We start from the raw sequence: 18422 nt of genomic DNA on the forward strand, positions 1-18422 counted from the left end.
GGGGCGGGAGAGGCGACGCGGTTACTGCGTGATCGCCTTGAGGTCGAGCATCTCCTCGACGCTCGGCACCACGATGAGGTCGCAGCGGCGGTTCTTCTGCCGGCCCTCGTCCGTGTCGTTCGACGCGATCGGGTCCGTGTCGCCGAAGCCGGCGGCGCTCCACTTCGCGGTCGGCATGTTGCCGCCCTTCTCGCTCACCAGGTAGAGCAACACCTCGCGCGCGCGCATGAGCGACAGACCCCAGTTGTCGCGGAAGACGCCGCCCGCGAGGGGCTTGTTGTCCGTGTGCCCGGCGACCTGGTAGTCGCGGCCGAGCAGCGAGGCGTCGTTCTTGACGATGTTCGCGACCTTCAAGAGGATCTCCTGACCCTCTTTCTTCAGCGTCTCGCGGCCCGAGTCGAAGAGCACGTCGCCGGGGAGCGAGATGACCATGCGGTTCTTGCGGATGTTCACCGCGAGGCCGAGCTTCGTGAGCTCGTCGAGCTTCTTGCGCAGCATCTCGAAGCGCGCCTTGATCTGCTCGAGCTGCTTGGCGCGCGCCTTGTACTCGGCGAGCGCCTTCTCGCGCTCCTCGAGCGTCGAGCTCAGCGCCGACACCTTCGTCGCCGACGCCTGCAGGCTCTCGTTCAGCTTGCTGATGTCGACGCCGGCGTCCGAGAGCTTCTTCGTCAGGTCAGAGACCTTCGCCTGCTCCGCCGCGAGCTCCGCCGCGAGCTTCTTCTGCGCTGCCGCCGCGGCCTGGTCGTTCGAGTTCTTCTCGGCCAGGAGCTGGTTGTACTTGTCGAGCTGCGCCTGCCACTCTTCCTCGGAGTACCCGCAGCCGCTCACGGCGAACGCCGCGGCGAAGGCAGAGGCAGTAAGGATGCGCACGTTCATGACATTCTCCCCGGTGCATCCCAGGGGAAAATACGTCCCTGGGACGAGCAATCCTTGAACCGTAGCGAGGTCGTCCGTCCCGCGAAAGTCCATTCCATCGGAAGCCCCCGGCGGATCCCGCGCGCTCGGCCTTCCATGTAGGGATTCTTGCTTCGAAGCCCCGGGGAACCCCCTGCCTCCCGGTTCCGGTCTGGTCCCGAGTCGTGATCTTGCTCGCTTGCCGCAGCCGCGAAGGACAAACCGGCGGCGTCGAGACAGACAAACCAGGCTCCAAAGAGACAAACCGGGCGGACCCGGGATCCTCCGCGGGATCGCGCCGATCTCGGTCGCATACATCCCTTCCCTGACAGAGAAGGGAAAGTCCTCGAACCAACGGCCCCGACAGCCCGATGGCTCGGTTATTCCCGATGCGCCAGATCGTTCGCGTTCGCCGGGACCTAGTTCGTCCCGGCCCGGTCGCGCCGCCGCGCAGGCAGGAGGAAGGCGCGGTGGCGACGCCCCGCGCGACTCCGGCCGCGCCGCCGCGTCGAGAAAGACCCAAGCGCCGGAGGAGGTCCGATGCGATCCGTCCGTCCGAGTTTCATCGCTTCCGTGATCGTCTGCGCCTCGCTCGGGGCCCGCGCGGCCCACGCCGCCCCGCTCCCCTCGCCCGCGGACACGCTCGCCGACGTGCTGCGACAAACCGCCGCCGTGATCGAAGGCGACGTCGAGGATGTGAGCTTCCATTTCGACGAGGTCGAAGGGCCGCGGACGGTCGCGACCGTGACGAACGTGTTCGTCCACCTGGGATCGCTGGGCAAGTCGCCGCCGAGCTCGCTCCAGATCCGCTCGTTCGGCGGGTATCTGCCCGACGGTCGGGAGATCGTCGCGACGCACGTGCCCGCGCTCGCCCCGGGCAAACGGTACTTCCTGTTCCTGCGCAACACCGAGTGGACGCTGTCGCCGATCGCCTTCGAGCACGTGTTCCGCCTGGACACCGTGGGGAAGAAGCGCGCGCTCGTGGATGCCTACGGGCGGCTCGTCGCGGCCGTGGGCGCGCGGGAGGTCCTGCCCGGGCCGCTGCTCTGGACGCAGCCGAGCGGCGCGGTCGATGCTTCGACGCCGCCGCGGCTCTCGACGTGGATCACGGAGGCCGACGTGGATCGAGCCCTCGACGCCGCGGAGCTCGCCGAGGCGCTGCGCGTGTTCGCCCGCGCGACGGGCGCGTGGCCGCACGGATCGTTCTCGCCCGCGCCGGTGTCGGCCGGTCCGTGGCGGCGCGTGACGACGTGGCGCGCGCCCACGCCCACGGAGAGCCCCGCGAGCACCGAGGGCCTGCTCGCATGCTTCGACCCGCCCGTGGGCCTCGCCGATACGTCGACGAAGGAGCTCGCCGTGTGTGAAGACGGAGGTGCGCCGTGATGCGCGTGCATCCGTCGATCATCGCCGCGTGCTTGGTCCTCGCGTGCCTCTTGCTCGCGAGCCGCGCCGAGGCGTTCCGCTTCCTCACGTGCGACGGCAAGAACGTCCGTTGGAAGTCGCCGTTCGGGCTCGTGCAGAATCTCTGCAGCATCCCGTCGGGCTCGAGCCAGGCGAAGGCCTATGCCGCGGCGATCGGGCAGTGGCGCGGCGTCGGCGGCATGCAGGACGTCGTCTACCACTACGGATCCTGGTCCGCGAACCACTGCTGGGTGGATCTCGACGACGGCTGGAACGACGTGGCGCTCGTCGAGGCGTCGAGCATCGACGGCTCGCTCGGCACGACGGTGGTCGTGCGGAGCTGCGATCGGATCGACGAGGTGAACGTGCTGCTCGCGAACCTGTCGACGCAGAGCTTCGACAACCCCGACGAGGCGTTCGCTTCGGGCGCTTGCCCGTACAGCCCGACGCGGACGGGCAGGTCCACGTTCCTCCACGAGCTCGGCCATGCGCACGGTTTGTCGATCTCGGCCCCGGGCGGCGCCGACAACCACACGCTCGACTTCACGATCATGCGGCCCTCGCCGCCTGTGCCGCTCGGCGGCGGGCCGAGCGCGATGTTCGCGCAGCCCATGCCGGACGACGCGGCTGGCGGGCGCTTCCTGTACCCGTCGACGGTCGGCGAGACGAACCTGATGGCCTCCGCGCAGCGCCTCACGAACGGAAAGATCCAGAGCACGGCCGCGTGGCAGACGATCCAGCGCTGCCGCGGCGACACGTTCTCGTTCCACTTCACCACGGCCAACACCGGGACGAAGACGGTGGCATCGGACCAGCGCTTCTTCATCGCGACGAGCCCGACCGCGCACGCGTGGGCGGGGATCACGCTCGGGACATGGTTCGGGGCGACGGTCAACGCGGAGAAGCAGGTCCACCCGAGCGTGACGACCACGGTGCCGTGCGGCACGCCGAAGGGTTTGTACTGGCTCTACCACCAGGTCGACGCGGGCAACGCGGTCGTGGAGAGCTCCGAGAGCGACAACGTCATCCACAACCCGCTCACCATCCAGGTGCTCGACTGCGGGTGCTGAAGCCAGAGGATACGTCGATGAAGGACGAGAGAAACCTGTTCCTGCTGCGCGCGTGCGCCACGTCCGCAGCCCTCTGCACCACGGCCTGCTCTGTGGGTGACGTGAGTGATCTGTTCGCGTTCCGGACGACGGCCGTGAACGACGACCTCACGATCCGGACGCCCGACGGTCGCGTCTTCCGCGGCGATTCGGCGAGCATCGAGGTGCGCGCGTCGCTGCCGAACGGACCACCGGCGACGGCGTCGGTGACGCTCTCGACGGCCGATCGGCGTGGCTACGGGCTCAGCGTGGCGTTCGACATCAGCACGGATACGCTGCTCGAACAGAGCTTCTCGGTGACGCTCACCGACGGGTACGGCGGAGGGACGCTCGCGCATCTGTCGCAGAGCGGCGCGCAGGTCATCGGCCCGGGGACGCTGTCGATGCGGACGTCAGCCGGCAAGATCACGGGGCGGTTCGAGACGGAGGACGAGGCGTTCCCCGCGGGGACGATCGAGGGGCGGTACGAGGTGGTTTGTCTGGTCCTACCGGAGATGCTGGGCGTGTCGCCGAACGGCGAGGCCTCGCAGGGGACGTGGATCCTCGTGGAGGACGAGGCGAAGACGAGCAAGTTCTGCCAGACGTTCGCGGAGCTCTAGGGCGAACGCTCGCGGGAGCGCGCGGGCGCAAGCTCGCTCTGGAAGCGCATGCGCCGGAGCGATCCGTCGACCATGACCGCGAGGCGCTCCATGACGACGCGCTCGTTCGCGTCGCGCGTGGCGAAGACGTACGCGAAGCACCGCTTGGCCCAGCCGCCGAAGGCCAGGACGAAGCCGTCGGTGGGCTCGCCGTTCGTGGAATGTGGGCCGAGGAGGACCTCGACCAGGGTGTCGTGATCCGGAGGCACCGCGAGGCGTGAGGCCGAGACGAGGCGGCGTCCGTCGCGCGAAGGCAAGTCGCGCCAGGTGCGCGCGCGCGCCTCGCATCGCGCGCGGCCGCCGACCTCGTCCTCGCGCCACGTGCGGACGAGCAGGACCGAGCTCGTCGCCTCGTGACGAGCCACGAGCCAGCGCTCGGTCCGATCGTCGACCCGGAACGCCGCGCCGTCGGGCAGCGGCAAGGAGAGGTCGAAGCGCGCCGAGGTGAACGTCGTGAAGGACGTGGCCGCGGCGATCGCGTCGGGCGCGGGCTTCGGCGCCGCGCTCCCCGCGGAGGGGAGCGGGCGCGGCGGGTTTGTCCGGGGAGAGGGCGCGCCGCCGCAGCCGCAGAGGAGGGCGAGGGCGAGCGCGAGGGGCGCGCGCACGGTCAGACGCGCGTGAGCCACTCGGGGTGCGAGTTGTCCTCGCCCCGCACGATGCCGAAGAAGCGCTGCTGCAGCCTGCGCGTGATCGCGCCGACCTGGCCCTCGCCGATCGTGCGATCGTCGACCTCGCGGATCGGCGTGACCTCGGCGGCCGTGCCCGTGAAGAACGCCTCGTCGGCGAGGTAGAGCTGATCGCGCGTGATCATCTCCTCCGCCGCCGGGATGCCCTCCTCGCGCGCGAGCGTGAGGATCGTGTCGCGCGTGATGCCCTCGAGGATCGAGGCCGAGAGCGGCGGCGTGAGCAGACGGCCGCGGCGCACGATGAAGATGTTCTCGCCCGAGCCCTCGCTGACGTAGCCGTTCGGATCGAGCAGGATCGCCTCGTTGTAGCCGGCGATGCGCGCCTCGCGCTTGGCGAGCGAGCTGTTCGTGTACTGCCCCATCATCTTCGCCTTGGGCAAACCCACGTTGATGTGGTGCCGGGCGAACGCGCTGATCTTCGCGCGGATGCCGTTCTCGGTCGCGCCCTTGCCGAGGTACGCGCCCCAGTGCCACCCGACGACCGTGGTGCGCACGGGGTTGTCGTGCGCGTACACGCCCATCGGCCCGTCGCCCATGTACACGAGCGGGCGGATGTAGCCCTCCTGCATGTCGTTCTGGCGGAGGAACTCCACCGTCGCGTCGGACACCTGCTGCCGCGTGAACCGCGGCTGGATCGCGAGCAGCCTGCACGTGTCGAAGAGCCGATCGATGTGCTCCTTCAGCCGGAACACGTACGTGCCGCCGTCGGTCCTGCGATAGGCGCGGATCCCTTCGAAGGCGCCGAGCCCGTAGTGCAAGGAGTGCGTCAGGATGTGCACCTTGGCGTCGTCCCAGTCGACGAACTCGCCTTCCATCCAGATCTTCTTCAGCTTGTCGACCATCACGCGCTCCTTCGGAGGTTCGTCGTTCCGACGCTTCGTTTGATGCCGCTTCCCCCGCGTTCGCCGTCCGCTGCGAGGGGGAATGCGAGAGAGGAACTAGCCCGATCCCGTCAGCGTGCCAAGAGCGCCAGCACGACTCCCGTACCGCCTTCGTCCTCGGGGGCCGACGCGAACGCGGCCACATGGTGGGCGACCGGACCCTGGCTCAACCACGCCGCAATCTCGCCGCGCAGCACGCCGATGCCGCGCGGCGAGTGGTTCCCCCGACCGTGGATCAAAGCCACGACACGATCTCCGTCCGCGCGCCGTTTGCGTACGAACTTTTCCACCTCGCGACGCGCCTCGCCTGCGCTCATGCCGTGCAAATCGAGCCGACCATCGACCGTATACGCACCGCGTCGAAGGCGTCGCACCTCGCGTGGATCGACGTCGAGCCTGCGGCCTTCGATGCGCTCGCCGTCGTCGGTGACCTCGAAGCGAACGCCCTCGGCGACGAGGGAGTGCAGCATGTGACGCGCGTCGGCGTCGTGGTCCTTCATGACGCGCGGAGCCTTGGATTTCGGCTCGATCGGCGTGGCCGAGCGAGGGACGCGCGCCTTGCGATCCTCGAGCGTACGCACGCCCGCCATGTACATGGCGAACGTCTCGGCGTCGCTCGGTTGCACCTCCGGCTCGGCCTGCTCGTTCGTCAACTGTACAGGTACACGTTGCGACGCCTGCTTCTTCGCGCCGCCTTCCTGTTTCGTCGCAGGCGCAGATTTTTCGGGCTTCGCGGCCTTGTCGTTCTTCTCGGCCTTCTCCGCTTTGCCCTTGCGTCCCTTGGACGCGAGCTTCGCGAACGGGCGGAAGAACGGGCTATCGGCCGCCTGTTTGCTCGGCTTCTTCTGCGTCTTCTTGGTGCTCGTCCGCCCGGCTCGCGCCTTGGTCGCCATGAGAGAGAACTTCACCCGAGAGCGCCCGTAGCGCAAACCGCACGGACTGAATTCCCGTCAGTTGCCCATCTTCGAAGTGCCAGTCAGGGTCGTCGAGGTCCGGGAAATCATGAGGATTGCGGATGTCCTCCGGCGTGAGCCCCGGCAAGAGGCGCCGCGCCAGGGAGAGGACCTTCTGCCGCTGGTTCTCCTCCATCGCCTCGACGAGAGAGAGGACGCGCTCGAAGAGCTCACTTGCATCCGGATCACCACGCATGGCGCGGAGCGTAGCAAAGGGGCCGAGGTGTCGAGGCGTCAACGCGTGCGACGCCGCGCGCGCTCGAGCGTGAACGATGGCGAGCGAAGAAGCGGAGGCGCAGGCGGAAACGGAGGCGATTGTCAAGCCGTACGGTGGCTACGACTTCGCCGTCGTGTCGCCTTCGAGCTCGGAGAGCAGCGCCGCCTCTTGCGCCGCGAGCTCGGCCTTGAGCTTCTGGAGCGCTTCGAGCTTCGCCTTCTTTTCTTGCTGGACGGCTTGCGCCCGTTGGGCGGCGATCTTCGCTTCCTGGGCGGTGAGGATTTCGCGCTGCTTCTTCAACGCGTCGAGCTCTGCCGTGGCCGCGCCGATCTTCTTGTCGAGCAGGCTCAGGCTCGGCTCTTCGGCCGATTCCTGCAAGAAGAACGACTCTGCCCATCCGGCGCCGAGCTTGTGCTCGTGCTGGATCTCACCCAGCTTGCCGAAGAGGGACTTCCGCAATTTGTTGTGGTCCTGGTTCAGCTTGACGCGCGTGCCGATGGTCCGGAAATCGACGAGCTTCTGCGCGGCGGTCCTCTTCTCGTCCGCCGCCTGCGTGCCTGCCAGCGCGCGCGCGGCGACCACGGGCGCGTGGTCCTTCAGCACGGGTTTATCGGCTTCCGCCAGCGCTTCGGGCCAGGTCTTCATGATGTCGAGCTGCCCGCCGAGCGTGGGGCGCTTCAATTCGCTGGGTCGCAGATCCCCGAAGAGCCGCTGCGCGAGGAGCGAGCCCTTTTCCACGTTGGCCCAGACGAAATCGACCGAATCATCGAGGTCATGATCCGCGAATTCGACGGCCGCGGCGGCGGAGGCCTCGGCGATGAGGAGGTTCTTCTCCTCGGCGATGGCCGCCTCGATTCGCGACTCGAATGCATCCACCTCGGCGACGAGCGCCTGCGCGTAGGGGTTGCGTCGGATGCGGGCCGCCATGAAGCGGAAGTGTGCCTCGCCGGCCGTCGTGGTCGCTGTTTCGGGGAGGGTCTTGATTCCAACCATGGGGGCGGATGCGAGAGAGCGCGCTTACCGGGCGTCAAGGGCAGAGACCGCCCGGCGACGCCGCCGTCCTCTGCGCGGGAGGGCTCGAACGCCTCGGCGACGGTTTGCGGGGGCGTTCGAGCCGGCTGAAGCGGCGTCGCAACGCGTCGCGGGGGCGGTTCGGGCGCCGGAAGTGAGGTCGGAACGTCGACGGGTGTGCCGCGGGCGCGTGGAACGGGGGCGCGAGCGGTTGCGTGGGCGCTCGCGGCGCCGGAGGCGCGCGGTGCACGTGTTTCGCCGCCTGTCGACCGACGCTCGAACCTGCGTGGCAATGCGGGCCGAGCGGTTTGGGCGAAGAGAGTGAGGAGGCGACGCGTCGACGTGTCGGTTCAAGCCCGCGAGGAGGCGCGTCGAAGCGGCGCGCCTGCGGAAAGAGAGACCGAAGCGGGAGGGCGACGCGTGCGTCGGGCCGTTCGAACGTCCGAAATGGCGTGTCGACGCATTGCGGGACGACTTGCGGCATGTGGGCGCGTTGAATGCCGGGAAAACACCGGGAAAACGGTGGACGGAGCTGCCGCCGCTCCCGCAGCCTCCCCCCACAGCGCAGCGCGACGGCTCACGTGCGGACATTGCGCGTCCGATGCGCCGGCGATTCAGTTGCGCTCGCGTCGCTCTTCGTTGCAGAACCGATGGCCAGGAACAACGCGAGCCGGCGCACGGCGCCATGGGGGTGGCTTGGTGAGGCCTCGCGTGCACGGAGGGGTCCGTCATGGCCTCGTCTCTATCGATCCGCCTGCGGAGCGTGCTGCTCTCGTGGTGTCTCGCCGCGCTCGTCGCGCTGTCGCTCGTGTTGTCCGGGTGCGCCTCTTCGCGCGACCCCACCATGGCCCGGATCTTCGAGGCGCCGAACATCATCCACGTCTGCGTACGTCCGCGGAACGTGCCGAAAGACAAGCGAATCTGGGGACTCGACACCTCCGACGGCTCGCCAATCTTGGAGGCCCGGGAGGTGGACCGCGCGAGACGCGAAGGCCGTCTCCTATACATTTTCGACCCGGACTCGCCTCCAGAGAGCGCGCGGCTCTTACCGATTCCGTACAACAAGCTCGAATGCCCCGCGCGGACGCCGCAGCCGAAGCCCCGCGTCGTCGCGGCGAAGGCGAAGGCCAAAGAGGCCGAAGAGAAGAAGAACGGGGCCAAGAAGGCCGAGGAGCCGAGGCCGCTGCCGCGACCGATCGCGAGGCCGCCGGAGCAAGAGCGGTGCACGGCATATCGGGAGCCGGGTCAGGCGAGAAGACGGAGCGGCTCTGGCTCGCGTGCTTGCACGAGGGTCCTCGTCCACCGGGCCCCCACGGAGCAGGCCGTCGCGGAGAACCGACCGCGCCCGGTCGAGGCGCCCGTGCCGAAGGACCCGAGCGAGGTACAGCCGGGTGAGGTATGGCAGTACGAGGACTGGAGACAAACCCCGGAGGAGACCGCGCGGCTCGAGCGAGCCTACGAGTGCGTTCAGGGAGTTTGCCATGCGAGGCACCAGAACTTCATTCCGAAGGACAAGAAGAAGCCCGCCGGGACGCACAACGGGCAGTCGCTGTCAACGGGGAGCGGTGGGGGAGCAAGCACGCCGCAGCCGGCGGCGAAGACGACGGTCAAGACGAGGACCAAGCCGGTCGGGAAGCCGAATGGCGCGAAGCCGAACGGCGGGGCGGCGGGGCAGGGGGGGCAGGCGGGCAACGGGAGCGCGGCGGAGCCTCCACCGCAGGCGAAATAGAAGCGGGGAGGCGAGAACCCGGCGGCGGCGCGGGGGCGGGAGGTGCATGAGGAGTTCAAGAAGAAGGTCGAGGCGAAAGAGAAAGAGGGAAAGGGGTGGGATCCCAGGCCAAGTTTGGAGGACCCTGTGACGGGCCGAGAGCTGCGACCGGACGCGCTCACGCCCAAAGGGCACCCCATCGAGCTGAAGCCAAACACGCCGACGGGCAGAGAAGCAGGCAAACGCCAGATGAAGAAATACGAGGCGGCTGCGAGGAAGAAGGGGCGCGTGATTTACTATGAACCCTAAGCGAGTCCTGCGGGACCGAATGAGCCACATCTTCAAGACCTGGGTCACGCCTACGCTCCACGAGGCGGGCTTCAAGAAACGAGGGATCGTGTATGTGCGGGAGCTGGGCAGCGTCCAGCACCTCTTCCAGCACGAGAGTGACGACCTCAACACGGCCGACAAGTACAGCTTCACCACGAATTGCGGAATTTACGTGCCGGGGGTCAAGCAGGCATACGGCAATCCGAGCCGCGAAGAACCAAAGGCGCCTCAAGCATTCCAGGGACTCTTAACCGTGCGGCCCGGATTCCTTACACCGGCGGGCAACCCGTGGTGGCATCTCACGTCCTCCGATGGGCCCGTGAAGGACGACGAGATCGGGCAAGAACTGCGGACGCTCGTGGAAACCGCGGCCCTGCCCTTCTTCGACCGGTTCCGTGACGAACGCGCGATCGCGGAGTTCTTCTCGCAGCCCCGCAGGAAGGAGGACCGGCTCATCAATCCCCGTGAAGATACGTTCGAGCTCTTCTTTGCCGCGATCCTCTGGAAGCAGCTCGGGTGCAAGGACAAGTGTCGCGAATGCATCGAGCGGGAGAAGTCGAAGACCAAGAAGCGCTATGGTGCCAAGACCGACGAGGCGTTCTTCGCGCGATTCTCCTGTGACGACGACTGACGCAGGCGCCTTTCAACACAAGACATGGCCTGCCCTGGGCCGCGGATGGACCCACCGGCGACGGTCGCCGGGCTGTTCCCGTTCGGCGGCAAGTGCTCCCCCGCCTCGCGTTCGTCCCGGAACCGAAAGTTTGCCCAGGGACTTGACAAGCGCGTTTGTCTCGGTTAAGGATTGTCCCCGGAGGCTGACGCTGGGCGTGCGCTCGTGACCCCGAGTAGCACCAAGACGCTCGCGTCAGCCTCCCCTTTTTGTGTCCATCCGCGACAGCAGGCCCCCAGGTTTGTCTGATTGCCCGGGTGGCAGGCGAGCGGTAGGAGCTCGCCATGCGCAAAACATGGCCGGCCCTGGGCCGCGGATGGACCCACCGGCGACGGTCGCCGGGCACTTGCCGTTCGACGGCAAGTGCTCCCCCACCTCGCGTTCGTCCCGGAACCGAACGTTTGTCCCGGGGCTTGACATCCGTGGCTGCATAAGATAGGCCCTCTCCCCGGAAGCCGGCGCGGAGCCGCTGTCGTTCGAGCCCAGACGGGCGATACGGCTCCGCGTCGGCTCCCTGGACGAACCCCCCTTGCGGTCCCGGCCAAACTCCGGCAACGTGGGGTTCGTCATGATAGAACGGGTTGTTGCTGTCGCCGCCGCATGCGCCGTCCTGGCGCTCTCGGGTAGCTCCGCCGCCGAGCCTCCCCCGCAGATTGCGTTCCGTCTGGATTACCACGCCAACCTCCCGGAGCGCGGGTGCCCGAACGCGGACGAGTTTGGCCTGATCCTCGCGGGCGAGTTCGGATATCTGCTCGTCCGTGACGACGCGGCGGCCACGCTGCGCATCGAGACCCGGACGAACGGCAGGGGGATCGAGGCCGAGCTATCCGCGCCAAACCCGGCGGAGGATGGTGAGTGGCGGCGGGTGGTCACGAGCCAAGACTGCCGGGAGCTCCTTTATGATGCGGCGACCCTGATCCGGATCCGGTTTGGCCCGGGCGGATGGCAGGGAGAGGAGCCGCCGCCGTGGCTGCTCGCGCCGCCGGTGTTCGAGGTGGAGAGCCCCGAGCTGCGGATGGTGATGCCGGAGGCGTTCCTGGACTCGATGGCGGGGGAGCCGTCGGAGGCGCCGCTGACGCCGTGGGAGGGGACGGCGCCGAGGTGGGCGCAGCAGGCGCCGGGGCCTGCGGGGGAAGAGCAGACCGCTCTCCAGATGGAGGGGGCGCTCGGGCCGGCGATGTCGCTGTACGGGTTGCCGAGTGTCGCGGTAGGCGGGAGTGGGATGGTCGGGTTGCGCTGGCAGAGGTTCGCCCTCGGCATGGACGTGCGTGCTTTGATCACGCCAGCGTTGGGCATCGGGGAGCCGCCAGCGCCAGGGCGCACATCGGTCGTCAATATTGCATTGTTGGGTTGTGGGATCGCAAAGTTTATTGATCTTTGTGCGGTGGTGAATGGCAGCCGTCTCAATTTCGATCTGGACAAGGTAGGACAGCTCCAGTCCGCCGATACGTCATCGCTCGGTTTTGGTGGACGAATAGCGGCGCGGTGGCAGTTCAGCTCTCGCTTCACACTGCTAGGGTACACCGATGTAAGCGGAGAGATCCGAAATATCGTGTTCCGAGCCGCGCGTTTGGATGCCCCTACCATTCCGGCTTATTATTGGCGGTCCCCGTCGATGAGGGTCGCCCTTGGTCTTGCCGTATCTGCATTTCTTTTCGATTGAACGGAGGATAGGTCATGAGGGCAAAGCAGATCGCGACACTGGCGGTAACGGCCATCGTATTTGGTATCATTGGCGCATCATGCGTCGATGGTGTAGCGGACTTCGTCCTGCTGGACGCTGGCGGTGGTGAAGGCGGCCAAGCCCCCGACGCCGGCCCCGACGGCGGCGACGAGGAGGACGCCGGCAAGAGCAGCAGCAACGCCGGCGCCTGTGACTTCACCTGCGACGGGGACTGCGTGCCCCTCCACCCGGGCGACAGCTCTTATCCTGTCCTCGTCTGGATCGGCCCCAACGACGGCAGCGCGCCGGATTGCCCGGACAACGCCCCCGTCGAGCAATTCGTCTGGTACACCGACCTCGTTGTCCCGCCGAAGTCGTGCGGTCCTTGCTCCCGCGGTCCCTCGTTCGCCACCGTGCCGCCCGTTCCTCCGAAGCCGTCCTTTCGCCGCATGGCGCGCGTGTGCGAGGGCAGCGCCTTCGGACGATGCGAGCCCGACGAGCACTGCGCGCCCGCGCCGCCCGAGGGCTTCCGACAATGCGTGTACGCGGCGGGCGAACACGATTGCCCGCCCGAGAGCTACGCGGAGCGGGTTGTCGTCTACGAAGGATTCGCGGACGAACGCACTTGCCCGCCCGGCGCCTGCGGCGCGCCCGAGGGAGACGTCGCGCCCAAAGGAACCCGCACCCTCTGCTGTCTGGGTTGACCCGAGGCTTCCATGGACGACCGCGAATTCACAAGAGCGCTGGAGTCGCAACGGACCAAGCTACAAGCCTGGCTCTCCCGCCGGTTTTCGGCGAGCGACGTGCCGGACCTCGTGCAAGAGACGCTCCTCCAGTGCTGGAAGAAGCGCGAGGAGTACGATCCGACCCGGGAAATCGGCGGCTGGGTGCATTACCAGATGCGCACGGTGGCCTACGCCCATCGCAAGCGCGCCCGCGTGCGCGAAGTGGCCGCGCCGCTCCTCCGGGAAGAGGACGTCGCCCCGTCGACCCCCGAGCGTGAAGCCTCGAATCACGAAACGGATTCGCTCCTCCACCACATCCTCGCTTTCCTGCCCACCCAGGAGCGCGAGATGGTCGCGGTGCGGTTCTTCGACGAGCTCTCGATCCGAGAAATCGCCGGCTCGTTCGACCGCACGGAGGATGCCGTCGATGCGACTCTGCGACGGGTCAACAAGAAAATGCGCGAGGCGCTTCTGCGCATGGGCGTCGAAGACGCACGGCGGGCGGCGGTGCTGCCGTTCCTCGTGGAGAGGTCCGGCGGGACCGAGACGGAGGACGCCGCGTCGAGCGAGCGGCCAGCGGTATGGACGTCCATTCCCGCCGCGGGCATGCCGGCAGGCCCCTCGCGCGTGGCGTGGGAGCCGTTCGCCCGTTGCTGCGCTGCCGCGGCCGGCGTCGTCGCCCTTCTCCTCTATCTCCTGTCGCGGAGGGAGGCGCCGTGGGCGAATCACCTCGCGCTCGTGATGCCCGACCTCCGGCCCGGTGGCGTGGTCCCGCTCGTGACCGACCCCATGCAGCCACCCAACCCGACGGTCGAGCCGCCGCCCCTGTGCCCGCCGTCCCCGCCGGCGCCACGCACGCCCCCCTGTCCACCGGACGTGCCCAAGGACGCGGGGCCGCGCTCGCTCGGACGCGCCGCCGTGACCGCCCACGAGCGAGGCGACAAGAAGAGCGCCGCCGAGGCGTGCCGCCTGGCCGGCCCTGACAGCGTCTTCTGCCGAGAGCTCCAGAGCCTCCATCCGTAGAGCGCAAGGCGCGCGGATACCCGACTCCGAAAAACATTGGCTTGGGCGAGCACACCGGTCGCCGCTGCCGACCACGCGCGGCGATCACTCCCCGAGCCTCGCGAGCAGATGGGGATGGCGCGTCCTCGGCGCTCTCTCTGGGAACGGCTCACGCCTCCGGATGATCCGAGGAGGGCGCGACCAACGCGGCCATCTCCTGCGCGCGGCGCTGCGCCTCCTCGGCGGAGTAGAACATGTGGAGGGCCTCGCGGATGCACGGCAGAGCTCGCCGGAGCCCGTCAGCGCCGAGCGCGCTCACGTCGACGCCGGCGCGGCCGCACGCCTTCGAGAGCACGTTCCGCGCGAGCAGCGGCGAGAGCCCCATCGCTGCGACGATGCGCGCGAAGAGGGGTCCCTCGGAGGCCGCGTCGCGCGGTCGCGAGGCGGGCGGTCTGTCGGCGCTCGCCGGGCGCGAAGGTGCAGCGCTCGCCTGCGCGGCGCGACGGCTGCGGAGGAGGTTGCGGATCCTCGCGCGCACGGCGTCGAGGTTCACGCTCTTGTGGAGGAAGTCGGACGCGCCCGCGTCCGTGGCGCGCCGCGCGAGGGCCGGATCCTCGCTCGCCGTGAGCATGACCGTCGGCGTGGACTCGCGGCCCGGCATGCGGCGGAGCCTGCGCAGCGTCTCGAGGCCGTCGACGTCGGGCATCACGAGGTCGAGCACCACGCAGTCGACGGACTGCACCGCGAGGAGCTCGAGCGCTTCGACGCCGGAGCGCGCGAGCACGACGTCGTGGCCATCTTCGCGCAGCTTGCAGGCGAGCTCCGTGAGGAACGTGGGGCTGTCGTCGACGGCGAGGATGCGGCGCGCGGCGGCGACGGGGCCGGTCTCTTCGCCGCTCGTCCGCTCGCAGAGCGCGCGCGCGCGGCGGACGAGGTAGGTGATGTCGTAGGGTTTGCCCACGTACTCGTCGGCGCCCGTGGTCAAACCCTTCACGCGGTCGCGCACCTCGGCCTCGGTGGAGAGGACGATGACGGGGAGATGGCAGAGCGCGTCGCTCGCGCGGATCATGCCGAGCAGATCGATGCCGCTGCCGTCGGGAAGGATGACGTCGAGCACGGCGAGGGAGAAGGTGTGCTCGCGGAGGGCTTTTTCCGCTTCGCGCTTCGTCTCACAGGCGGTCACGGAGAAGCCGGCGGCCGAGAGCGCGCCGCGTAGATCCATCCGAACGGTGAGGCTGTCGTCGACCACGAGGACATGCGGCTTCATCGGGCCCCCTTTTTGGCGATCTTCCCTTTTACACGTTTCCCCCTCGAACCGGGCGACCGAGTGCGAGCAAGGTGCGTCCGAAGTCGCCGATGGGGAGGATGCGGCTCGCCGCGCCGAGCCGGATGGCCTCCCGCGGCATGCCGAAGACCACCGACGTCGATTCGTCCTGCACGAGCGTCGTCGATCCGGCGCGCTTCATCGCGAGCAAGCCGAGCGCGCCGTCCTTGCCCATGCCCGTGAGCAGGCAGCCGATCGCCGTCCTGCCGATCTCCGTGGCGACCGACTCGAACAGGACGTCGACCGAGGGCTTGCACGAGTGCCGCTCCGGGCCGTCGTCGAGCCAGAGCCGCCCCGCGCGCACGACGAGATGACGCTCGGGAGGCGCCATCACGATGCGCCCCGCGCCCGGCAGAGGCAGAAGGTCGCCGTGCCTCGCCTCGACGACGGGGAGCGGCACCATGCCGTCGAGCCAATCGGCGAACGCGCGGCCGAAGGGCTGGCCGATGTGGATCACGAGCAGCACGGGGAGCGGGAACGTCTCGGGCAGCTCTCGCAGGGCCTGCACGAGCGCGCCCGGCCCGCCGGTGGAGGCGCCGATCGCGATGAGCGAGTGCGACGTGGCCGTCTCGGCAAGCGCGACCGGCGCGGGCATGGCAGGGGTGCGCGGCGGGATCCGCTCGGGGATTCGCTCGGGGGTTCGCTCGGGCGGGCGGACGCGGGGAGGAACCGGCGGCTGCACCAGCGATGGGTTCGACTTGAGCTTGGCCCGCGGGTGCGTGATCACGCGGATCTTCGCGGCGAGCTTGACCGTCTCGACGAAGCGCCTCGCCCAGGCCTCGTCGGGTTCGTCGCCGGTCGGCTTGTCGATCACCTCGAGCGCGCCGGCCCGGAGCGCGTCGTAGGTCTTGATCATGTCGCCGCGGTTGAACGAGGCCGACACGATCACGATCGGCGTCGGGCAGAACGCCATGATGTGCTCGGTGACCTCGACGCCGTTGCCCTTCTTCAGGATCAGATCCAGCGTGACGACGTCGGGGCGCAGCGACTCGCAGAGCGCGATGCCCCGCGCCCCGTCCTCGGCCTCGCCGACGACCTCGCAGCCCGGATCGGCCGTGAGCGCCTGGACGAGGCGGCGCCGTACGGTGAGCGAATCTTCGATGACGAGAACGCGTGTCTTGCTCATGAAGCCGCTCCCAGAAGCTCGGCGACCTTCCGGACGAAGTGCTTCTGGTCGAACTCGCCCTTCACGATGTACGCGGAGGCTCCGGCCGCGGCGCCCTTCTCGCGATCCTTCGAGGTGGCGAGCGAAGTGACGATGATGACGGGTACGTCGCGCAGCGCAGGATCCGCGCGCGTTGTCGCCGTGAACTCGAAGCCGTCCATGCCGGGCATCTCGACATCCACGATGAACAGGCCGTACTTGCGCGCCTTCGCCTTGCGCAGGCCCTCCTCCGCCGACGCGCTGAGATCCACCTCGTAGCCAGCCGCCTCGAGGATGCTCTGCTCCAGCATCCGCGTCGTGAGCGAGTCGTCGATGACCAGGATCGGCAGCCGCTTCGGCGCCTCGCGCCGCGTCTCCATCGCCGCCCCGCGTCGCGCGCCCGTCCGCGCGAGCGCGGGTGGATCGAGCACGAGCAGCGGATCGCCCTGCGCGTCGAACGCCGCGCCCGCGACGGCCGCCGGCGCTCCCGCGCCCGGTGGCAGCGGCCGAAGCACGACGTCCATCGTGCCGAGCAGCCGATCCACGCCGAGCGCGATCCACGCCTCGCCCGACTGCACGATCACCGCCGAGCAGGCCTCCGGCAGATCGTGCCGTTCGCCCTCGGACGCGAGCACCGCGCCGAGCGAGGTGAACGGCACGGCCCGATCGCCGAACAGGATCCGCTCCCCGTCAGGCCCTTGCAGACGCTCCGACGCGGTCAAGCGCCGTGTGCCGCGCACGGCGTCGAGCGGCACGAGCGCCGTCGATCCGCCGAACATCACGGACAGCACCGGGATCGACGAGAGCGACACCGGCACCTCGATCTCGATCGTCGTGCCTTCGCCGAGCTTGCTCGAGAGCCGCACCGATCCGCGCAGCCGGCTCGCCACCTCGCGCACGACGTCGAGCCCCACGCCGCGGCCCGAGATCTCCGTCACCTCCGCGGCCGTCGTGAGCCCCGAGCGGAACACGAGCGCGAGCGTCGCCTCCTCGTCGAGCTCTTCCTCGCTCGAGGCGAGGCCACGATGCACGGCGGCTTTTCGCACGGCCGCGACGTCGATCCCGCGCCCGTCGTCGCTGCATCGGAACGCGACCATCCGACCGCGCCGCTCGATGTCGAGATGGATGCGGCCGGCCTCGGGCTTGCCCCAGGCGAGCCGCTCTTCGAACGTCTCGATGCCGTGATCCACCGCGTTGCGGATCACGTGCAGGAGCGCATCGCGCACGGCCGAGAGCACGTGTCCTTCGAGTCGCACCTCGCCGCCTCGCGCCGAGAAGCTCACGTTCTTGCCGAGCGCCTCGGCCGTATCCCGTGCCGTGAGCTCCAGCGTGCCGAGGATCGCGCCGACCGGCAGGAGCCGCAGCGTCGCCGCGCGCGACTGCACCTCGCCGAGCTCGCGCTCGATCCGCCCGAGCGACGCGTTGATGTCCCGCTCGGCGTGCACGAGGCTCTGCGTGATCTCGGCGAACTGCGCCGCGAGCCGGGGACTTCGGCCGCGCTCGCCCATGGTTTGTCCGAGTTCGAGCTCCTCGCGCAGGAGGACCGCGAGCCGGAGCGCGTGCTGCAGCGCGGCCAGGCCTCCGTTCAGCGGGCCGATCTGGATGGACGCTTCCGACAAACCTTCGAGCAGCGCGTCCATGTCGGCGATGTCGACGCGCACCGTCTCCAGCCGATCGTCGATCGGCGGCGGCGCGGGCTTGGTCGTGCCCTTGCCCTTGCCGTCGGAGGCGGGCCCGGGCGCGATCGTGGCCCCGAGCTTCATGGTCTCCTCGCGGATCCGTTCGAGGATCCGGAGCAGGTCGCTCACGTAATCGCTGGTGATGGTCTCGTCGGTGTCGCGGAACGGGGCGAGCGCGTCCTCGATGGTATGCGCCATCTCGCCGATGCGCGTCTGCCGGACCACGCGCGCGGCGCCTTTCAGCGTGTGCGCGAGCCGCATGCAGCGCGCGAGGATCGCCGAATCGGCGGGGTTTTTCTCCAGCGCGAGCAGATCCCGCGTGAGCCCTTCGACGATTTCGTTCGCCTCGTCGCGGAAATAATCCTCGAGCTCGTTCATGGGCGCTTC

General features: G+C 68.8%; 18 protein-coding genes. 9 read left to right on the forward strand and 9 right to left on the reverse strand.

All coding sequences use genetic code 11. The features are described 5' to 3' along the window. Positions 1-21: 21 nt before the first annotated feature. Positions 22-876 carry an OmpA family protein gene (locus tag QHF83_RS00210; RefSeq protein ID WP_282415674.1) on the reverse strand — a complete coding sequence of 285 codons (855 nt, stop codon included), beginning with the start codon at positions 874-876 and terminating at the stop codon, positions 22-24. 558 nt (positions 877-1434) lie between these two features. Here QHF83_RS00210 and QHF83_RS00215 point away from each other — a divergent pair. The 3 genes from QHF83_RS00215 to QHF83_RS00225 are packed head-to-tail and all read left to right on the forward strand — an operon-like array spanning position 1435 to position 4003. Then, on the forward strand, positions 1435-2277 hold the full coding sequence (locus QHF83_RS00215; RefSeq protein WP_282415675.1) for a hypothetical protein: 843 nt from the start codon (positions 1435-1437) through the stop codon (positions 2275-2277). Continuing rightward, positions 2274-3365, forward strand: a complete 1092-nt coding sequence (locus QHF83_RS00220) for a hypothetical protein (protein WP_282415676.1) — start codon at positions 2274-2276, stop codon at positions 3363-3365. The genes QHF83_RS00215 and QHF83_RS00220 overlap by 4 nt, the downstream gene beginning before the upstream one ends. A 17-nt stretch (positions 3366-3382) precedes the next feature. Further along, entirely contained in the window at positions 3383-4003 is a 621-nt protein-coding gene (locus QHF83_RS00225) for a hypothetical protein (RefSeq protein WP_282415677.1), read from the forward strand. Here the strand turns inward: QHF83_RS00225 and QHF83_RS00230 are convergent. The 5 genes from QHF83_RS00230 to QHF83_RS00250 form a co-directional block, all read right to left on the reverse strand. Then, complete coding sequence (locus QHF83_RS00230; RefSeq protein WP_282415678.1) at positions 4000-4647, reverse strand: hypothetical protein; 648 nt, start codon at positions 4645-4647, stop codon at positions 4000-4002. The genes QHF83_RS00225 and QHF83_RS00230 overlap by 4 nt on opposite strands. A gap of 2 nt (positions 4648-4649) precedes the next feature. Beyond that, positions 4650-5570, reverse strand: a complete 921-nt coding sequence (locus QHF83_RS00235) for a branched-chain amino acid transaminase (RefSeq protein WP_282415679.1) — start codon at positions 5568-5570, stop codon at positions 4650-4652. Between the two features lie 110 nt (positions 5571-5680). Continuing rightward, entirely contained in the window at positions 5681-6502 is an 822-nt protein-coding gene (locus tag QHF83_RS00240) for a Smr/MutS family protein (RefSeq protein WP_282415680.1), read from the reverse strand. After that, positions 6426-6758 carry a hypothetical protein gene (locus QHF83_RS00245; protein ID WP_282415681.1) on the reverse strand — a complete coding sequence of 111 codons (333 nt, stop codon included), beginning with the start codon at positions 6756-6758 and terminating at the stop codon, positions 6426-6428. Before QHF83_RS00245 ends, QHF83_RS00240 begins: the two co-directional genes overlap by 77 nt. Positions 6759-6896: 138 nt before the next feature. Next, positions 6897-7772 carry a hypothetical protein gene (locus QHF83_RS00250; RefSeq protein ID WP_282415682.1) on the reverse strand — a complete coding sequence of 292 codons (876 nt, stop codon included), beginning with the start codon at positions 7770-7772 and terminating at the stop codon, positions 6897-6899. 748 nt (positions 7773-8520) lie between these two features. Between QHF83_RS00250 and QHF83_RS00255 the strand changes: the two genes are divergently transcribed. From QHF83_RS00255 to QHF83_RS00280, 6 genes are all read left to right on the forward strand, one after another. Continuing rightward, on the forward strand, positions 8521-9519 hold the full coding sequence (locus QHF83_RS00255) for a hypothetical protein (RefSeq protein ID WP_282415683.1): 999 nt from the start codon (positions 8521-8523) through the stop codon (positions 9517-9519). Positions 9520-9561: 42 nt separating this feature from the next. After that, on the forward strand, positions 9562-9807 hold the full coding sequence (locus QHF83_RS00260; protein WP_282415684.1) for a hypothetical protein: 246 nt from the start codon (positions 9562-9564) through the stop codon (positions 9805-9807). 19 nt (positions 9808-9826) lie between these two features. Then, the gene (locus tag QHF83_RS00265) at positions 9827-10459 is read left to right on the forward strand and encodes a DUF4304 domain-containing protein (protein WP_282415685.1); all 633 of its coding nucleotides are present in this window, start codon (positions 9827-9829) and stop codon (positions 10457-10459) included. Between the two features lie 607 nt (positions 10460-11066). Then, positions 11067-12161: a hypothetical protein gene (locus QHF83_RS00270; protein WP_282415686.1), complete on the forward strand. Its 1095-nt coding sequence runs from the start codon at positions 11067-11069 to the stop codon at positions 12159-12161. Positions 12162-12175: 14 nt separating this feature from the next. After that, entirely contained in the window at positions 12176-12865 is a 690-nt protein-coding gene (locus QHF83_RS00275) for a hypothetical protein (RefSeq protein WP_282415687.1), read from the forward strand. 12 nt (positions 12866-12877) lie between these two features. Next, positions 12878-13909 (forward strand): sigma-70 family RNA polymerase sigma factor, encoded by a 1032-nt coding sequence (locus QHF83_RS00280; protein WP_282415688.1) that lies wholly within the window; start codon positions 12878-12880, stop codon positions 13907-13909. A gap of 148 nt (positions 13910-14057) precedes the next feature. Here the strand turns inward: QHF83_RS00280 and QHF83_RS00285 are convergent, their stop codons facing one another. Genes QHF83_RS00285 through QHF83_RS00295 form a run of 3 tightly spaced genes read right to left on the reverse strand, consistent with a single transcriptional unit; the run spans position 14058 to position 18413 of the window. Next, a complete protein-coding gene (locus QHF83_RS00285; RefSeq protein WP_282415689.1) occupies positions 14058-15155 on the reverse strand; it encodes a response regulator in 1098 nt (365 codons plus the stop codon). 28 nt (positions 15156-15183) lie between these two features. Continuing rightward, positions 15184-16338: a chemotaxis-specific protein-glutamate methyltransferase CheB gene (cheB, locus tag QHF83_RS00290; RefSeq protein ID WP_282415690.1), complete on the reverse strand. Its 1155-nt coding sequence runs from the start codon at positions 16336-16338 to the stop codon at positions 15184-15186. Next, positions 16335-18413 (reverse strand): response regulator, encoded by a 2079-nt coding sequence (locus QHF83_RS00295; protein ID WP_282415691.1) that lies wholly within the window; start codon positions 18411-18413, stop codon positions 16335-16337. Before QHF83_RS00295 ends, cheB begins: the two co-directional genes overlap by 4 nt. Positions 18414-18422: the final 9 nt, after the last annotated feature.

The organism is Polyangium sp. 15x6 (assembly GCF_029960785.1).
Classification (GTDB): Bacteria; Myxococcota_A; Polyangia; order Polyangiales; family Polyangiaceae; genus Polyangium.

Coding starts and splice junctions, on each gene's coding strand:
- QHF83_RS00240 (WP_282415680.1), bottom strand. CDS start 6,502: ATGGCGACCAAGGCGCGAGCCGGGCGGACGAGCACCAAGAAGACGCAG.
- QHF83_RS00215 (WP_282415675.1), top strand. CDS start 1,435: ATGCGATCCGTCCGTCCGAGTTTCATCGCTTCCGTGATCGTCTGCGCC.
- QHF83_RS00250 (WP_282415682.1), bottom strand. CDS start 7,772: ATGGTTGGAATCAAGACCCTCCCCGAAACAGCGACCACGACGGCCGGC.
- QHF83_RS00235 (WP_282415679.1), bottom strand. CDS start 5,570: ATGGTCGACAAGCTGAAGAAGATCTGGATGGAAGGCGAGTTCGTCGAC.
- QHF83_RS00255 (WP_282415683.1), top strand. CDS start 8,521: ATGGCCTCGTCTCTATCGATCCGCCTGCGGAGCGTGCTGCTCTCGTGG.
- QHF83_RS00210 (WP_282415674.1), bottom strand. CDS start 876: ATGAACGTGCGCATCCTTACTGCCTCTGCCTTCGCCGCGGCGTTCGCC.
- cheB (WP_282415690.1), bottom strand. CDS start 16,338: ATGAGCAAGACACGCGTTCTCGTCATCGAAGATTCGCTCACCGTACGG.
- QHF83_RS00270 (WP_282415686.1), top strand. CDS start 11,067: ATGATAGAACGGGTTGTTGCTGTCGCCGCCGCATGCGCCGTCCTGGCG.
- QHF83_RS00225 (WP_282415677.1), top strand. CDS start 3,383: ATGAAGGACGAGAGAAACCTGTTCCTGCTGCGCGCGTGCGCCACGTCC.
- QHF83_RS00275 (WP_282415687.1), top strand. CDS start 12,176: ATGAGGGCAAAGCAGATCGCGACACTGGCGGTAACGGCCATCGTATTT.
- QHF83_RS00265 (WP_282415685.1), top strand. CDS start 9,827: ATGAGCCACATCTTCAAGACCTGGGTCACGCCTACGCTCCACGAGGCG.
- QHF83_RS00295 (WP_282415691.1), bottom strand. CDS start 18,413: ATGAACGAGCTCGAGGATTATTTCCGCGACGAGGCGAACGAAATCGTC.
- QHF83_RS00285 (WP_282415689.1), bottom strand. CDS start 15,155: ATGAAGCCGCATGTCCTCGTGGTCGACGACAGCCTCACCGTTCGGATG.
- QHF83_RS00245 (WP_282415681.1), bottom strand. CDS start 6,758: ATGCGTGGTGATCCGGATGCAAGTGAGCTCTTCGAGCGCGTCCTCTCT.
- QHF83_RS00280 (WP_282415688.1), top strand. CDS start 12,878: ATGGACGACCGCGAATTCACAAGAGCGCTGGAGTCGCAACGGACCAAG.